The 16,150-nt window shown below is 68.2% G+C and carries 15 protein-coding genes; 10 read left to right on the top strand and 5 right to left on the bottom strand.

Annotation, left to right across the window (positions count from 1 at the left end; genetic code table 11):
* The first annotated feature begins 73 nt into the window (after positions 1-73).
* The 7 genes from BJ970_RS24555 (at position 74) to BJ970_RS24525 (ending at position 5,980) form a co-directional block, all read left to right on the top strand.
* Positions 74-733 carry an SAF domain-containing protein gene (locus tag BJ970_RS24555; RefSeq protein WP_312864389.1) on the top strand — a complete coding sequence of 220 codons (660 nt, stop codon included), beginning with the start codon at positions 74-76 and terminating at the stop codon, positions 731-733.
* Between the two features lie 38 nt (positions 734-771).
* Positions 772-1,623 carry a CpaE/TadZ family protein gene (locus tag BJ970_RS24550; protein ID WP_312864388.1) on the top strand — a complete coding sequence of 284 codons (852 nt, stop codon included), beginning with the start codon at positions 772-774 and terminating at the stop codon, positions 1,621-1,623.
* A complete protein-coding gene (locus tag BJ970_RS24545; RefSeq protein ID WP_184728385.1) occupies positions 1,620-3,107 on the top strand; it encodes a TadA family conjugal transfer-associated ATPase in 1,488 nt (495 codons plus the stop codon). The genes BJ970_RS24550 and BJ970_RS24545 overlap by 4 nt, the downstream gene beginning before the upstream one ends.
* Entirely contained in the window at positions 3,104-4,024 is a 921-nt protein-coding gene (locus BJ970_RS24540; RefSeq protein WP_184728384.1) for a type II secretion system F family protein, read from the top strand. Before BJ970_RS24545 ends, BJ970_RS24540 begins: the two co-directional genes overlap by 4 nt.
* On the top strand, positions 4,021-4,914 hold the full coding sequence (locus BJ970_RS24535; RefSeq protein ID WP_312864386.1) for a type II secretion system F family protein: 894 nt from the start codon (positions 4,021-4,023) through the stop codon (positions 4,912-4,914). The genes BJ970_RS24540 and BJ970_RS24535 overlap by 4 nt, the downstream gene beginning before the upstream one ends.
* A gap of 30 nt (positions 4,915-4,944) precedes the next feature.
* Entirely contained in the window at positions 4,945-5,142 is a 198-nt protein-coding gene (locus tag BJ970_RS24530; protein WP_246471003.1) for a hypothetical protein, read from the top strand.
* A 289-nt stretch (positions 5,143-5,431) separates the two neighbouring features.
* Positions 5,432-5,980 (top strand): TadE/TadG family type IV pilus assembly protein, encoded by a 549-nt coding sequence (locus tag BJ970_RS24525; RefSeq protein WP_184728383.1) that lies wholly within the window; start codon positions 5,432-5,434, stop codon positions 5,978-5,980.
* Positions 5,981-6,024: 44 nt separating this feature from the next.
* Here the strand turns inward: BJ970_RS24525 and BJ970_RS24520 are convergent, their stop codons facing one another.
* Positions 6,025-6,822: a class I SAM-dependent methyltransferase gene (locus BJ970_RS24520; protein WP_184728382.1), complete on the bottom strand. Its 798-nt coding sequence runs from the start codon at positions 6,820-6,822 to the stop codon at positions 6,025-6,027.
* Positions 6,823-7,309: 487 nt separating this feature from the next.
* Between BJ970_RS24520 and BJ970_RS24510 the strand changes: the two genes are divergently transcribed.
* Complete coding sequence (locus BJ970_RS24510) at positions 7,310-7,723, top strand: pilus assembly protein TadE (RefSeq protein WP_312864385.1); 414 nt, start codon at positions 7,310-7,312, stop codon at positions 7,721-7,723.
* Positions 7,720-8,256, top strand: a complete 537-nt coding sequence (locus BJ970_RS24505) for a pilus assembly protein TadG-related protein (RefSeq protein WP_312864384.1) — start codon at positions 7,720-7,722, stop codon at positions 8,254-8,256. The genes BJ970_RS24510 and BJ970_RS24505 overlap by 4 nt, the downstream gene beginning before the upstream one ends.
* A 20-nt stretch (positions 8,257-8,276) precedes the next feature.
* Here BJ970_RS24505 and BJ970_RS24500 read toward each other — a convergent pair whose 3' ends face one another.
* From BJ970_RS24500 to BJ970_RS24485, 4 genes are all read right to left on the bottom strand, one after another.
* Entirely contained in the window at positions 8,277-8,888 is a 612-nt protein-coding gene (locus BJ970_RS24500; protein WP_184728380.1) for a GNAT family N-acetyltransferase, read from the bottom strand.
* A gap of 51 nt (positions 8,889-8,939) precedes the next feature.
* Positions 8,940-11,165, bottom strand: a complete 2,226-nt coding sequence (locus tag BJ970_RS24495) for a site-specific integrase (RefSeq protein ID WP_184728379.1) — start codon at positions 11,163-11,165, stop codon at positions 8,940-8,942.
* 98 nt (positions 11,166-11,263) lie between these two features.
* On the bottom strand, positions 11,264-11,578 hold the full coding sequence (locus BJ970_RS24490) for a helix-turn-helix domain-containing protein (RefSeq protein WP_184728378.1): 315 nt from the start codon (positions 11,576-11,578) through the stop codon (positions 11,264-11,266).
* A gap of 13 nt (positions 11,579-11,591) precedes the next feature.
* Positions 11,592-12,671, bottom strand: a complete 1,080-nt coding sequence (locus BJ970_RS24485) for a tyrosine-type recombinase/integrase (RefSeq protein WP_312864383.1) — start codon at positions 12,669-12,671, stop codon at positions 11,592-11,594.
* A gap of 193 nt (positions 12,672-12,864) precedes the next feature.
* On the opposite strand from BJ970_RS24485, the gene BJ970_RS24480 reads away from it, so the two are divergent.
* Complete coding sequence (locus BJ970_RS24480) at positions 12,865-15,876, top strand: LysM peptidoglycan-binding domain-containing protein (protein ID WP_184728377.1); 3,012 nt, start codon at positions 12,865-12,867, stop codon at positions 15,874-15,876.
* Positions 15,877-16,150 lie beyond the last annotated feature (274 nt).

Raw genomic sequence — 16,150 nt, 5'->3', positions numbered from 1 at the left:
CCCGGTGAACCCATCCAGCACCACCTCACCTGACACCGAGCGCCCTGTGACGCCACCGCCGAGCGGATCATGGGTGACCAACCGGAAGACGCCGGGTACTGGTTCGCGGCTGCGGGGCGGTGGCCGACGGCGCAGCATTCCGCACCTGCTGCTCGGGGCGCTGTTGGTGCTGGCCTGCGCGGCGGGGGTGGTGATGTGGTCGCTGAACGTCGGTGACCGTCGCCCCGTGCTGGCGCTGGCCCGCCCCGTGGCGGTCGGTCATGTCCTGTCACCCCAGGATGTGCGTGAGGTGAGCATCGCCACCGATCCCGGTGTGGCCACGATGCCTGCTGCACAAGCGTCCACTGTGGTCGGTCAGACGATGGCGACCAGCCTGCCCGCCGGGTCGCTGCTGACCCCCGACGTTCTCGGGGCAGGGCGGGTTCCCGGCCCGGGGCAAGCCCTCGCGTCGCTGGCGTTGAAGGCGGGCCAGTTCCCGCCCGAACTGGCACCCGGGGCGCGGGTGGCGGTGGTGTTCGTGCCCGGCTCGACCACGGGCTCGGCCAGCACGCCCCCGTCGGCGCAGGACGCTTCCTCGGGGTGGCCGGCCACCGTCACCAGCGTGGCCGCACGAGCAAATGAGCAGACCACGGTCGTGTCGGTGCAACTTGGTGAGGCCGCCGCCCGCCAGGTCGCCGCGGTGCCGGCGGGGCAGCTGTCCGTAGTGATGCTCTCCGGGGGAGGTGGACGGTGATGTTGGTGGCCGTCTGCAGTCTCAAGGGATCCCCTGGGGTGACGACTTTCTCGGTCGCGCTGGCGGCGCGCTGGCCCGGCGAAGCGCGGTGTGTGCTCATCGAGTGCGACCCTTCTGGCGGGGACATCGCGACCCGGTTCTCGCTGGCCTCCTCGCCCGGGGTGGTGAGCCTGGCCGCGGCGGCACGACGCAGCACCGAGGCGGGGTTGCTGTGGCAGCACACGCAGCCGTTGCCGGGCGGGTTGCCGGTGGTGGCCGCTCCGCCGGGCGCGGACCATGCGCGAGCCGCATTAGCGGCACTGGCCCCTGGACGCGCCGACGAGGGCGTGCTGCAGCTCGCGGCAGGAGCACCGGACACGGTGGTGATTGCCGACTGCGGGCGGGTCGATCCCGGATCTGTGGTACTGCCGATCGTGCGGTCGGCGGACGTGCTGCTGGTGTTGAGCAGAGCGCACGCCGACGACTTGGCGCACGTGGCCACCCGCCTGAACACGGTGAGCCGATGGTCGGCTCGCCCGGGGCTGTTGCTGGTCGGCGAGGGCTACTCGACCGCTGAGGTCTCCCGTGAGCTGGGTGTGCCGGCAATGGGCCGGATTCCCGAGGACCGTCGCGGTGCGGCGGTGCTGTGCGGTCGACCCGGCGGTCGACGCGGCCCGTCGCGGTCCGCGTTGGGCCGCACCGCACGCGGCGTGGCGCGGGCCGTGCTGGCGCACCGGCCCGCTGCACCCTCCGGCGACGCGGCGAGTCCTCCCGTGCCGGTGCTGCGTGCGGTCTCCGGGGAGGCCACCCAGCCTGCGACGCCGAACGGGCACCGGGCCGGGTCACCGAGCACACCGCCGACGAACGCGCCGTCCTCGGAGGACACATCGCGAACTGGAGGCATGCCATGACTTTTCCGAACAACGGCTCCCCGCAACCGATCCCGCTGCCGCAGCCCGGTGGACAGCCCATCACGCCGTCCGAGCCAGGGCAGGAATCGCCCTGGCAACACCGCAGTCCGTCTGCCTCCGCCTTACAGCCATCCAGCGAAACGTCGTCCGAGGCGACGGCGGCGCTAGCCCGGCTGCGACAACATCTCCGCGACGCGCTGGCCACCGAACTACCCAATGCCGCGGATGCCCAGCAGCGACGCACCGGCACAGCGGTGACCCGCGAGGGACGCCGCGAGCTGGCGCGAGCCATCCTCGACGAGGCGGTGCGCTCCCACAGCGAAACCGAGCTGATGGCCAACCGCATGCTCGTCACCAAAGACATCGAGCAACAAGCGATCACCGAAGTCATCAACGAAGTGTTCGGCATGGCGGGTCTGCAACCGTTGTTGGACGACCCGACGGTGGAGACCATCAACGCCAACCGGTTCGACCGGGTCTTCGTCCAGTACAACGACGGACGCCGCACGCAGGTCGCACCGATCGCCGCCTCGAATGAGGAATTGACCGATCTGGTGCGGATGCTCGCTGCCCGGGCGTCGTCGGAAGAACGGCGGTTCGACCGGGGTTCCCCGGCGGTGAACCTGCAACTTCCCGGCGGGGAGCGGTTGTTCGCGGTGATGGGGTTGACCTCGGGTGGGGTGACGTCGCTGTCGATCCGCCGGCACGCCTACCTCACCGTGACCCTGGCCCAGCTGCGCGCCCAGGGCACCATCGACCCCGGCTTGGAGCCGTTCCTGCGCGCATTGGTGCGGGCACGCAAGAACATTCTCATCACCGGCGGTACCGGCATCGGCAAGACCACCATGCTGCGAGCGTTGGCCTCGGAGATGGACCCGATGGAACGCCTGGTGACCATCGAGGACGCCTTCGAGCTCGGCCTGGAGATCGACCCGGAACTGCACGCGGACGTCACCGCCTTCCAGGCCCGCGAGGCCAACGTCGAAGGCGAGGGCGCGATCTCCCAGGCCGAACTCGTCCGCTGGGGCCTGCGCATGAGTCCGGACCGGGTCATTGTCGGCGAGATCCGCGGACCCGAAGTGATCCCGATGTGCAACGCCATGTCCCAAGGCAACGATGGATCGATGGCCACCCTGCATGCCTCGTCATCGCGGATCGCGTTCACCCGCCTGGCCTCCTACGCCGCCCAAGGCCCCGAACGTCTTCCGGTGGAAGCCACGAACCTGTTGGTCGCTTCCGCCGTGCATTTCGTGGTGCACCTGGCCAAAGCCACCGACCGCACCACCCGGGTGGTCTCCTCGGTCCGCGAAGTCGTCGGTGCCGACGGAGCGCAGGTCATCTCCAACGAGGTCTACAGGCCCGGCCCCGACCGCCGCGCGCTGCCGGTGCCTGGGGCGCTGCGCACCGACACCCTTGACGACCTCATCGACGCCGGCTTCGACCCGGACCTGCTCGAAGCCCCCGAGGGCTGGTGGCCGCGATGACACCGGCGATCAATACCACCACGGTGGTGGCCGCCGTGCTCGGACTTGGGATCGGCGTGGGCCTGCTGCTGGTGATCAGCGGCTGGCGCGGCGTGCCTGCGCACCGGCCCCGAAGGTTCGCGCGCTGGCACCGCGGCAACCGCAACCAGCAACGGCTTCTGCTGCGCGTGACCGGCGTCCTGACGGTCGGCCTGCTCGCGGGGGTCGTGACCGGATGGGTCGTCGGTGCGCTGTTGGCCGGGTTGGCGTGCTGGGCCTTGCCGCGCGTGCTCGGGCGAGATCCGGAGCACGCCCGGCGCATCGCCCGGATCGAGGCCATCGCCACGTGGACGGAAATGCTGCGCGACACCCTCGCCTCCGCAGCCGGCTTGGAACAAGCGATTCTCGCCACCGCACCCCTGTCACCCACGGCGATCCGGCCTGAGATCACCGAACTCGCCGCACGGTTGGAAAACGGCGAACGCCTGGCGCCGTCCCTGCGCGTGCTGGCCGACCAACTGGCCGATCCCACCGGGGACTTGGTGATCGCCTCGCTGGTGCTGGCCTCCGAACAACGAGCCCGCCAGCTCGGCGAACTCCTCGGATCACTGGCCAAGGCAGCGCGGGACCAGGCATCGATGCGGATGCGGGTGGAGGCCGGTCGCGCTCGCACCCGCACCTCCGTGCGGGTCATCGTCGGCACCACCTGCGCGTTCGCCGTCGGGATCGTGCTGCTCAACCGCTCCTACCTGGCCGCCTACGACTCACCCACCGGGCAGCTGATGCTGCTGGCCGTCGGCGGGCTATTCGCGTTGGGCTTCGCCTGGCTGGCCCGCATCGCCACGGTGTCCGAGCCAACGCGGTTCTTGGCAGCAGCAGCGCCTGGCATTGCTGGAGGCCAAGGGGAGGACGTCTCGGGAAGGCAGGTGTCGCCGTGATCACCGTGCTGCTGCTTGGAATGGGGCTCGGTGTCGGGTTGTGGTCGCTGAGCGTGTGGCTGTTCCCGCCCCGTCCCGCATTGGGTGAGGTGCTGGCCCGAGCGACCAGACCGGTGGCGCCTCCGCCTATCCTGGCGACCGACGCCGAAGGCTGGGCGGCGCGGCTGGGCCGCCCGTTCGTTAGCCCTTTGCGAGCACTCGGGTTGCCCAGTGCTCGGCTTCGCCGGGACCTGGCGGTGTTCGGCCGTCCGATCTCCACCCATCTGGCGGAAAAGGCCACGGTGGCGCTGATCGGGCTGCTTCTACCCGTGGCCGTGCAACTGGTGTTGGCCCTCGGCGGGGTCTGGCTGGGGCTGGAGGTACCGGTAATCGCCGGGCTCGTGCTGGCCGGACTCGGATTCCTCCTCCCCGATCTGCGCTCCCGCTCCGAAGCGGCGAAGCTGCGTACCGGATTCCGGCATGCGCTCTCGGCCTACCTCGATCTGGTGTGGATCACCCTGGCCGGCGGCGCCGGCGTGGACAGCGCACTCGGCGACTCCGTCGCCGTCGGCCGCGGCTGGGCCTTCGCACAGATCCGCCGCGCGTTGTCCACCGCGCGGCTCACACGCACCACGCCCTGGGCCACCCTGCGGCAACTCGGCGACGAACTCGACGTCACCGAACTATCCGAACTCGCCGCCTCCGTCTCGCTGGCCGGCACCGAAGGCGCCAAGGTCCGCGCGTCGTTGGCGGCAAAGGCCGCAGCACTGCGAACCCACCAGATCACCGACGCCGAAGCCGAAGCCCAGGCAGCCACCGAACGCATGTCCCTACCGGTGGTGGCCTTGTTCCTCGGGTTCCTCGTATTCATCGGATATCCGGCACTGACACAGGTCCTCAATGGACTGTGATCCGCCCTGCGCAGGAGAAGAGGCAAGAAGATGATGTGGACCTACCTGACCCTGCTGTTCGGCACGGTGCGCGCCAGGATCGACGAGCTGCGCCGCCACCCCGACGCGGGCTACACCACCGAAACGGTCGTCGTCACGGCGGTGCTGATCGCGGCTGCTCTGGTGGTAGTCGGGATTGTGGTGGCCAAGGCCGTGTCCAAGGCCAACGAGATCAACCTCGGAATGTGACATGAGCCCCCGGCTCACGACGCGACCGAACCTGTAGGGAGGCAACGAAGATGCCCTCTGAGCACCTTACTTGTCCTTCCCGTGTCCGAGACGCTGGCTACTTGTCCTTCCACGAACGGACATCGGTTGCCGATTCTGCTGGTGACACGGCGATATCGCACAGACCGCAAGCACAGCGTCTGCCCTGTCAGCGGACGGCAGAGGGCAGCCACGGTCAAGGAAAAGGACAACTGCAATGCTCCGCCACGGACAAGCACGCCGAAAGTTCACACCGTTTCCGCAGGAACCGATGGACAGGACGCCGTCCCGAGCGGACAACTCCACGGAATCCCTACAGAACCGCTACCGATCACGGCCAGCCATCTGGCACGCGGCCAGGCTGCCACAGCTGCGCAAGGTGCTGGGCGGGGATCGGGGATCGGTCAGCGCCGAGCTCGTGATCGCTACCCCTTTGTTACTGCTCATGCTGCTGGCGATCGTACAGTTCGCGCTGTGGTCGCACGCCACCCACATCGCCCAAGCCGCCGCCTCGCAGGGATTGGCTGCCGCACGGGTACAAACCGGCACGGCGGCCGACGGCAGCGCGGAGGCCCAGCAGGTGCTCGATCAGCTTGGCCGTGGCCCGCTGACCAACACCCACATCGCGGCCACGCGTGGTGCCGATGCCGCCTCGATCCGCGTGACCGGTGAAGCCTCCGCGGTGATCCCATTGCTCGCTTTGCCAGTCCACGCCGAAGCCGCAGGGCCCGTGGAGAGGTTCGTACCCAACGTTGACGGGTTCGCGAATTCTGAAGCGGTCTCTTCTGGCGGGAATCCGAGTGCTGGAGGAACCGGATGACGGTATCAGTGCGTTCCGGTTCGACTCGGACGGTTGGCGTCGCCTCAGCTTGCGCGGTGTGCGGTGACCAACTGCGTCAAGTATCGCTTGGTGATCTGTCCGCCGTAGTTGGTGTCGATCAGGTTCGCGATGCAGCTCAGCAGGCGTTGTTGGCGGTCTGGGTGCAGGGCGCGGTGTCCCGAGTAGGTCAGCAACAGGTCGATGTATTCCTGGGTGCTGTAGGTCTGTTCCCACTCGTAGCGACGGAACTCGACGGGACCAAAGCGGTTCGATTGATCGATCTCGGTGGAATCGGTGGGCACAGCATCAGTTGCTGGCAGGCGCAAGCCTGGTGGTGTGTTGGGGTCGAAGCGCTCGTAACAGCTCTGGACTTCGGCGAAGAATGCCTCGGTGCCACCGGCGATGTGGTGGGTCGAGATCAGTGCCAAGGTGCCGTCAGGGTGGAGGGCGTCGGCGGCCTTGTTCATCCGGATGTCGGGGTCGATCCAGTGGAAGGCCGTCGCCGAGAGCACGACGTCGAACTTCGTAGCGGGCAACGGCCACTCCTCGAAAGCCGACACCACCACCTGTGCTGCGGGAAATCCGGAGAGATGCCGCCGTGCGATGTCAGTCATGTCAGCGCTGAGTTCGACCGCGACAACCGCGCATCCAAGCCGGGCCAACGGAAGCGTTGCTTGGCCGGTGCCGCAGCCAATTTCCAGCGCGCGAGATCGAGAGTGAATGGGGGCGAGGCTTACGAGATCGTCGAACAGCTCGGACGGATAGCCAGGCCGGCAACGATCGTATCGGTCGGCGTCTTCGCCGAAGGTCGTTCGCAGCAGTTCCCGGTCCAGCTCCGTCACGATCCCAGGCTACTGCCGGGCGCCGGTGAGCCCAGTGGTGTACCGGCTGGCGCCGACGGCGGCCAGCAGGTACTGGTCGACCCACTCTTGCTCGAAGTCCTCCAACTCCTACGGCGTCCGCAGCCGCCGCCCGCTACCCAGCGACCGCACCACCGCGACCGACATGAGCACCTCACTTCGCCAGGCACGACCATCCGTCGCGTAGATCGACGATCTATCAGGAATCTCGAACGAACGTCAACTTTCCATCGCGATCGTACGAACCCACGGCTACCGGCAAGAAGCGATGACCAGGGCTTCGTCAGACCAAGGGAACTCGTGAGTGTTCTGACAGATCTCGCCGCGAGCGGGAGGTGAACCGGCCATGACAGCCCCGACACCGTCGAGGAACCGCCGAATACGCGCCTACGACGCCCCAGCGCGCCGCGACCGGCGCGGCGATCGACAGGGTAACTGGGGCGCGTGGTGGCGGGACGATCACGGCTCCGTGGCCGCCGAAGTCACCCTCCTCACGCCATTTTTGGTCATGCTCCTGGTGTTCGTCGCGGTCGTGATCCATCGCGGTGTCGATGCGCGGCTGCGGCTGGACGACGCCGCGCACCAGGCCGCCCGCGCGGCCAGTATCGAACGCTCCGCACCCGCCGCCATCACCGCCGCGCAGGCCACCGCCAGCAGCGCCCTGTCGACCGCGGGCGTGGTGTGCGAGTCGCTGGGAGTGGACACCGACACCTCCGGCATGGTGGCCGGCGGTGCGGTCACGGTGACCGTGACATGCGCGGTCGACTTCAGCGATGCCCTGATCCTCGCCGTGCCCGGGCAGAAAGAGTTGTCCGCCACCGCAAGCGAACCCGTGGACGTCTGGCGTTCAATCCTGACCAACGGCGGTGGGAGCAGTTCATGACCGGACACGCACCGCCCTCCTGCACCGGCAGGGTGGGCTCGTGGCTGCGAGGGCGGCGACAGTGGTGGGGCACCGAGGAGGGCCGGGTCTCGGCGTTCGTCGTAACCCTGGTGGTCGCGATCGTCGCCATGGCCGGGCTGACCTTGGACGGCGGCCTGGCCCTGGCGGCGAAAGTCCGCGCAGGTGGCCACGCCGAAGCCGCCGCACGCGCCGGCGCCCAAGCCCTCGACCTCAACGCCTACCGCGCCAGCGGCACGATGCGGCTGGTGCCGGACCAGGCCGTCGCCGAGGCCCAAAGCTACCTCGCTCGGGTGGGCGCGACCGGCACGGTGTCGGTGTCCGGCGACACCGTGACCGTCGCCGTCACCAGCACTCAGCGCACCCAACTTCTGGGCCTGGTGGGGATTTCGTCGCTGCCGGTGCACGGCAGCGGCAGCGCGCACCCACAGCGCGGGGTGGTGGGCATTTCCCGTGGGTTCGCCAATTCTGAAGTGGACGGTGGCGGGAACTCACGTGAGGCTGGTGCTGGATGAGGCTAGTCGGATGCTTCGGTTCAGAAACCGGCGGCCCCGTCTGGGAGTCCGGCCGACTGAGCATGTTCCTGGACGTCGGCAAAGGGGTGGCTTGCGGCGAATTCGTCGATAGTCAGTCCCATTACCACGAGGTCGTGGTGGTGTCCTGCGAAGTATTCGTGGTCACGCAGCCGCCCTTCGGTCTGGAAGCCGATCTTTCGGTGCAGCGCGATCGATGCTTCGTTGAAGGCGTAGATGCTGACTTCGCACTTGTGGTAACGACGTTCGCCGAACATGTAGGTCAGCAGCAGGCGGATGGCGTCGGTGGCGTAGCCAAGCCGGTGGTGGTCGTGGCCAATGCTGATTCCGTAGCTGAAGCGGCCTGCGCGCTGATCGATGTTTCCTGTGGAGAGTGTGCCGACGAGGGTCTGGTCGGCACGCGTTTCGATGGCGAGCAGGAGCTCGTCGCCCGCACTCTGCTTGGCGGCCTGGGTTGCTGCCCATTCGCGGTAGCCGGCGGCCGAGCGGGGTGGGTGGATCATGTCGCCGTTGCGCATGTCCGTCGAGTGCTCGTCGAAGCGTTGGAAGGCTTGCCAGTCCTCGGGCTCGATGCCGCGCAGGCGGACCTTGCTACCAGTCCAGATCGAGGTCATGGGTGCGATCAAACCAGTGAGGTTTCGCGGTGGCGAGGGAATTGTTGCTGTTCAGGCTGGTCCTGTGGGGTCGGTGCGGCTGGCCGCCTGGCTGTTGGTGCTGTTGATGGCAGGGTGGTCGAGCACTGTGGTGTAGCGCTCGGCGCCGCCGACGGACAGGCCGAACAGGTCGCAGAGGCGGCGGATGTCGCCGCCGGTGGCGTGGACTTCGTGGAGGATGCGGTCCTCGCGCAGGGCTTGGGTGGAAAGGCCCAGCCGGTGGGCCAGCCATTCGATCTGGACGGGGCCGAGGTGGTTGGCGCTGCGGTAGTGGATGAACAGGTGTGGGTTGGCCGTGGCCGGCCAGCGGGCGGCGCGGTAGTCGAGGTAAGCCCGCAGCCGCTCATGCACCGGTCGGGCGAGCGGGATGCTGCGGTCGCCCAGGTGCAGGCGGGCGTCGTAGATGTCGGTGAGCTGCAGGTTGCGCAGCTGCCCGGGGGACAAGGCGTGGAAGGCGACCAGCGCGGCGATGGCAGCGCGGGTGTGGTCGTCGCTGCCCAACGCCTCGCGGATTCGCTTCACCGGGGTGGGCAGCGGGACGCGGCCGGTGAGCCTGCCGACCGGAATGCGTGCGGTCGGGTTGAGGAACACGCGCTTGTGGGCTTTAAGCAGCCGGAAGATGGACCGCAGTCCCGAGAGCATGGTGTGCCGGGCCGTTCCGGAGGCGGGCAGTACGGCGAGTACCTCGTCGCGGGTGATCTCCCGCAGATGCTCGTGCCCGGCCGCGGCCCACGTGTGCAGGGCGGGCAGCGCCCGCCGCAGTTGCGCTTGGACCGTTCTCGGGGCGCGGGGTTTGCTGCGTGGCGGGCTGGTGCGGCCGTGACGCATCACCTCGAACCACAACTGCAGGTCAATCACCATCGCGGCGGGCAGGTCGGCGGTCTTGGCGGCGAACCACAGGTCGATGGTGGGGACCCGGTCGTCACGGAGGAACCCGGCGACGGCCAGGACGTCGAGGATCGGGCGCACGGGAACTTCCAAACAGGACAGCGCGATCACGTCGCTGGCGTTGATGGCCGCGCCTGGGGTGTCCTGCAGCCCGAGCAGGATGTGCAGCCCCATCCTTGCGCGGGTGGCGACCTTTGCCTCCCAGCCATGCCGGGTTGCGTGGTCGGTGACGCACGCGTCCAGGTAGGTAACCAGTCCACGATCGCGGGGCTGAGGAAAGCCACGCTCGCGGCCAGTGTGCAGGTCTCGGGGAAGGGTGAAGGCGACCAGCTGCTGGTGGCGGACCGGGCGCCGGGGCGGGATCGGTTGCGCAGCCAGGAGCCGGTTCCGCTCGGCAGCGGCGGCGCGAGCGGCACGCACGCCGAGCCCGGCGAACATGTCCGCGAAGAACAACTGGTGTCCCCAACTCCGGATGTGCGCCGCAAGCTCTGCTGCGCCATTGGGCAGCCACAGCGCCTGTTTGCGGCACAACCGGCATACGCCGTCGTCGTTGACGTGCCGCGTTCGGTCACAGATGTGGCAGGCGGCGACGTTGGAGTGGTAGCGGCGCCAGCTGCGGCAGCCCTCGCACAGCCAGTTGTTGGTTCGCCGTGTACCCCATGCGTGGCAGTCCGGGCAGGAGTCCACCGTCAGTGGCGAGAACCGGTGGCAGCGGATGCACTGGCCGGCGGTGTAGTAGTCGGTGGTCGAGCCGCACTTTCGGCACGGCGGCGGAGTCACGGGCCCACCGGGCTGGCAGGGATAGCAGTAGTCGGACTGGGCGGACTTGACCGGCCGCTGGCCGCACCGAGTGCATGGCCGTGGAGTAGTGACTTTGTTCGGCCGCAGCGCGTCAAAGATGGTCCACTGCAGCACTTTCCGCGACGGTGCTCCAGTTGCGGCGAACTGCGGTGTCGGTCCCGGACGGCGACCCTGTGGACCGGGGCGAGTGGCCTTTCCTCTGCGGCTGCGGAACAGCTCGGCGAAGAACAACTGATGCCCGTGCTCAACAGCGGCGGCGATGTCGTCGGTGCCCAGCAGTTCGGCCTGACGCCAGCACAACCGGCATACGTCGAGGACGGGGTCGACGGCCACGTGCCGACCGCAGGTGCGACAGTCGGCGACCGGGCGGCGACGCCGCCAGCTGCGGCAGCCCTGGCACAGCCACTTGTTCGTGCGGGTCGCGCCCCACGCGTAGCAGTCGTCGCACGAGTCGATGGTCAGCGGGGAGAACCGGTGGCAGCGCGCGCACAAGCCTGCGCTGTAGTAGTTCTGCGTGGAGCCGCAGCGCAGGCAGGGCGGCGGGGTCACCGGTCCGCCGGGCTGACACGTGTAGCAGTAATCAGACTGGCGGTGCTTGACCGGTCGCTGACCGCACACACGGCAGGGCCGCGGCCACGGGCGTCCACTCACGCTGGGGGCACCGACCGGTGCCGGCCAAACCGTGGGGTGACCACCGTGCCGCCGGTGGCCTCCGCCGCCTTCCGCGGCCTGCGGGCGGCCACCTTCTCCTGCTCGCGGATCAGCAGATCGGTGGGTTCACATTTCAGCACCGCGCAGATCACGTCCAAGTCGTCCAACCGGATCGTGGTGGGAGTCCCGGTCCACAGCGCCGACATCTTGCCCGCGCTGATCTCCAACCCGGCCTCGGCCAGCCGTCGGCGCATCTCGGTGGACTTCCAGATCCCGGCCTCAGCCGCCTTCATACGCAGATTCCACCGCATCAGTTCATCTCCGCTACTGTCCGAGCCGGGAGGCCACCCGCTGATTGGCCGTCTCCCAGGCGTGTTCGACGTGGTTGGCGTGGACATGGATGTACCGCGTCGTGGTGGACAGCCACTCGTGCCCCAAAATCTCTTGTATAGCTTTAAGATCCATGCCACGCGTGTACAACGACGAGGCGCAAAAGTGCCGCAACCCATGCGGCGTCAACCGACCCACCCACGCCGGAAGCCACCGGCCCACCGCCCCAGCCAGACCCGAGCGCAACGCATCATCACCAACACGCACACACAAACCGGTATCCCGGTCGCGCCGCTCGCTCGGCAGCAGCGGAGCATCCGGGTCCGACCAGTCCGGGCCGAACTGGTGGCGCACATCAATCAGCCACCACTCCACCAACGCGTCGACATCGTTGATAGCCGACACCAGGCGAGGCTTGTGGCCGCGCCCCCGGCTCCCCTTGCCGAACCGAACGTGCAGCTTGCCGCGCTCCCCCAAATCAGGCCGCCAATCACGAATGTCCAACATCACCGTCTCGGTGATCCGCAAACCCGCCCGGCGCCACAACGAGGCGGCCATATAGTCCCGCGCCGCCGGCAGGAACTTCCGGGCATGCGGCAACGCCTCACGCCACGCGGTGAACAGGATGTCGACCTCGTCCTGCGACGGAGGCACCCGCAGCGCCACGCAGTCCGGGTTGGACGGGCGGTTGAACTCATCGACCGGCTGTTCAACCACATAACTCGTCACTGCGTGGATATCACCCTGATACCGCACAACGAGGAAGTCGAAGAACGCCGCCAACGTTCCCGCCTTTTTATACACAGTGGACGCTGCCCGGCCCCTCTTGCGCTGATCAGTCAGAAACCGGTCGACATCCTCGGCGCGCGTCGTCCACACCGGGCGGCCAAGGAACCGCACGAACTCGAACACCACCGACCGATAGGACCCCACCACGCCGTCGGTCAAACCCGCACCCGCCTGCGCCAACGCGAACTGATCCACCAGCTCCTGCTCGAAGTCCTCCAACTCCTCAGCAGTGCGCAACCGCCGCGCGGTCCCCAACGACCGCACCTCAGCCAGTACCACGGACACCTCTGTTCATCAGGAGACCGAATGCGCCAAGAACATCGGCATACTGTCGGAAATCTCGACCAAATGTCGGAATCTCCATGCAATCGAGTGAACCCATTTCCACCAGGACAAAGGCTCGACCTCGGACCGAGGCTTCCGAGCGAACCCACGACAGTTCAGACAATCGAACCGTAAGACCAGAAGGACCCCGGCCATGACCGCCTCGCCACCGCGCCATCGACACCGCCGACATCGCCGTCGCATCGGCGCGCCGACCCTGGTGTGGCCGATTGTCGTGGCTGTGGCCAGGATCGCGGCTCGCCTGGTTCTGGGTGTGCTGGCCTCGGTGTTGTTGGTCGCGTTGGTGGCCGGGTTGCCGTGGGCGCTGTGGCACTACCTCGGCTGGCCGCTGCCCGACCATCTCCCCGACGTCGGCGAAATGGAGGCGGTGCTGCTGGGCCCGATGTCAACGTCGGTTGTGCTGAACGTGCTGGCGTGCCTGTGCTGGATCACCTGGGCGGCGTTCGTCGTCGACGTCGCCCGTTGCACCGTCGCTGCCTTGCAGGGCCTGCGGTGGCCGCACCCGCAGCCTGGCGGGCCAGTGCATGCCGTGGCCGCGATCCTCGTCGGCGTCCTGGTTGCCGCAGTGCTGGGCAACCGCGCCGTTGCCACCGCCGCCGGCATCTCCGACGGCGCCGGCGGACGCAGTGCTGCGATCACAGCGACCGCCCCCGCATGGGACCCAACGCCACCCTGTCTCCACTCAATCACGACGGTCCAGCGCACCATTCACGGTTCGACCGTTCACCCTTCCGCCGAGATCCCGGCGGCCGTGGCGACGACCGTAATCGTGCGCGGGCCGGAAGACGGTGTGCACGATTCGTTGTCGCGCATCGCGGCACGCACCCTGGGCGATGGCACCCGCTGGCCCGAGATCTTCGAGGCGAACAAAGGAAAACCCCAACCCGGCGGAGGCAGACTCACCAACCCGAATCTGATCTATCCCGGCGAAGAACTCGCCCTGCCACCCACCACCTCTCCCGCAACCTCCCCACCGCGCAACGATGATCAGGACGGCACGCTCACGATGCCGCCTCCGCTGGCCTCGATGCCGCCCTACCTGTCCCCCGTACCTGCTCCTTCAACCATGCTTTCGCCGTCCCCGTCCCAGAAACAGGCCACTCCCGCCCGCCCGGCGGCACCGGACCCGCCGACCGGCACCCGCCCGCAAGGTGATCCGGGTATCGCCCTGAGCCCGGAGATATTCGTCGGCGTGGGTCTGGCCACAGCGATCAGTACCGCGCTGCTGATCGCCCGCCGCCGCTCTCGCCGCACCTACCAGCCCGGCAGCCGGCGCCGCGACGACCTGCCTGTCGCCCCGGTGGTCTACCAGCTGCGGCTGGCGCACCTGCGCGCCGAACACGAGGACACCGACCAGAACCAGAACCCGGACACCGATACCGGGAGCCCTATCGGTCGGCGTCATTCCGCAAAACCCCTTGTCGTGGGCACGCATTCCGACCCGAATGCCGCGGCCGACGCCCGGGCTCGTCTCGATGGGGATACGGCAGCGGGGATCGGCGTGCGCGAGGGACGTGACATCGCGCTGGAGCTGGCCACCGCACACGGACTGGGATTAGTCGGCGCGGGTGCGCCAGCCGCGGCCCGTGCGCTGCTGATCAGCATGCTGGCCACCGAGAACACGTCCGCCGGGAAAGCCCCACGCCCGTCACAGGCCGGGGCCATGGTGATAATCCCAGCCGAGCACTTGCAGTTCCTGCTGGGACAGCAGCACACCCGCACCCAATGGCCCACCACGCTGCGGGTCGTGGCCGATCTGGACACCGCACTCGACGAGCTGGAGGCCGAGATCCTGCGCCGCACCCGCGACGACCACCGCTCCCACCATCAGGAATGGCCGGTCCTGGCCCTGGTCGCCCGGAGCCCGCAGCAGGACACCCAGCGGTTGCAGTCGGTTTTGGACAACGGTGTCCACCTTGGGCTCGTCGGCCTCCTGCTGGGCCAATGGCGACCCGGCATCACCGCCTACATCCGCTCGGAGGGCACCATCTCGACCACCAGCCCCGGCCCCGGCGAAGCACTCCGCGGCACCCGCGTTTTCCGGCTCCCCGAAGCCGCCGCCGCTGACCTGATGAACCTCTTACACCAAGCCCAGTTAGATAACGCCCCCGAAACACCGGGGAACACGCAGGACTCGTCGACACACCCGCCTGAGGCCACCCCTGCCGGCGACGACGCCGAGTTAGAGGTCACCGCGATCACCGAAGGAACGCCGGCCAACACCGGCGCGTCTTTGGTGACCGACTCCGCGGTCTCCCCGGGCGGATACGGCGTCGAGGCACCCGAGCAGGAACTCGCCTGTGATCGCCCGGTCACGCCGATCGTGTTGACCGTGCTGGGCTCGCCCCGGGTGCGCTGGCGCCGCGATGGTCACGACGAGGACAGCCTGGAATGCGATGTCACCGCCGTGTTTCCGCCCCGGCAACGCCAGCTGCTGGTGTTTTTGGCACTGCACCCCGACGGTGTGCACCGCGACGCACTCGTGGCCGCGCTCTGGGAAGCCAACCCTCCCGACCGGCCCACCAACGCCCTCAACACCGCACTGTCACGGCTGCGGCGCTGCGTGCGCGAGGCCACCGACGGCGCCCTGTCCGACATCACCCTCACCGAACAAGGCCGCTACCACCTCGACCCCACCCTGGTCGATACCGACTACTGGCACTTCCACCACGCCATCGCGGCGCGACGCACGGCCACCACCGACACCGAACGCATCACCGCACTGCGACACATCGTCGCCCACTACGGCGGACAACTCGCCGACGGGATGGACACCGAATGGATCGACGCCGCCCGCGAAGCCGCCCGACGCGACGCCATCGACGCCGTGGCCGCACTGGCGAGAGCCCACGTCGACACCGACCCGCAATATACGCTCGACCTGCTGGAAACCGCGCGGGAATTCGACCCCCACAACGAACTGCTCTACCGCGACATCATGCGCCTGCAAGACCGCCTGGACCACCACGACGCGATCCCCCGCACCCTCACCCTGCTCTCGGCCCGCATGGCCGAGATCGGCGAGCAGCCCACACCCCAGGCCCTCACACTCGCCGCCCGCCTGCAACACCGCCCCGAGTCCACCACATCCCCCATCCGCCAGCAGCATGCAGGAAATCACCGTGGAACGGCCGCAGCGAAGTGACACGAGCCAGCCGACAGTTCGCTCGGCCCTCGGCCCATCCGCAGTGGCAACGGCCGTTCGACCACACCTGTCGGATTCACCCCACAGCGGCACAACCGTTGACAGAGCACCCTCACCGAAGCGTCCATACAACATATCCGTACAGACCACACGACCACACCGCGACAAGGAGAAACCACTCATGTCCTCAGTAGACCGTTCCGTGATGCATACTCCACCCACACGGCAACTCCGCGCCCCAGGGCCGCGAACGCACCAAAGAACACCCGCAGCG

This window comes from Saccharopolyspora phatthalungensis, assembly GCF_014203395.1.
GTDB classification, from domain to species: domain Bacteria; phylum Actinomycetota; class Actinomycetes; order Mycobacteriales; family Pseudonocardiaceae; genus Saccharopolyspora; species Saccharopolyspora phatthalungensis.
This window is presented reverse-complemented; position numbering and strand designations above follow the sequence as displayed.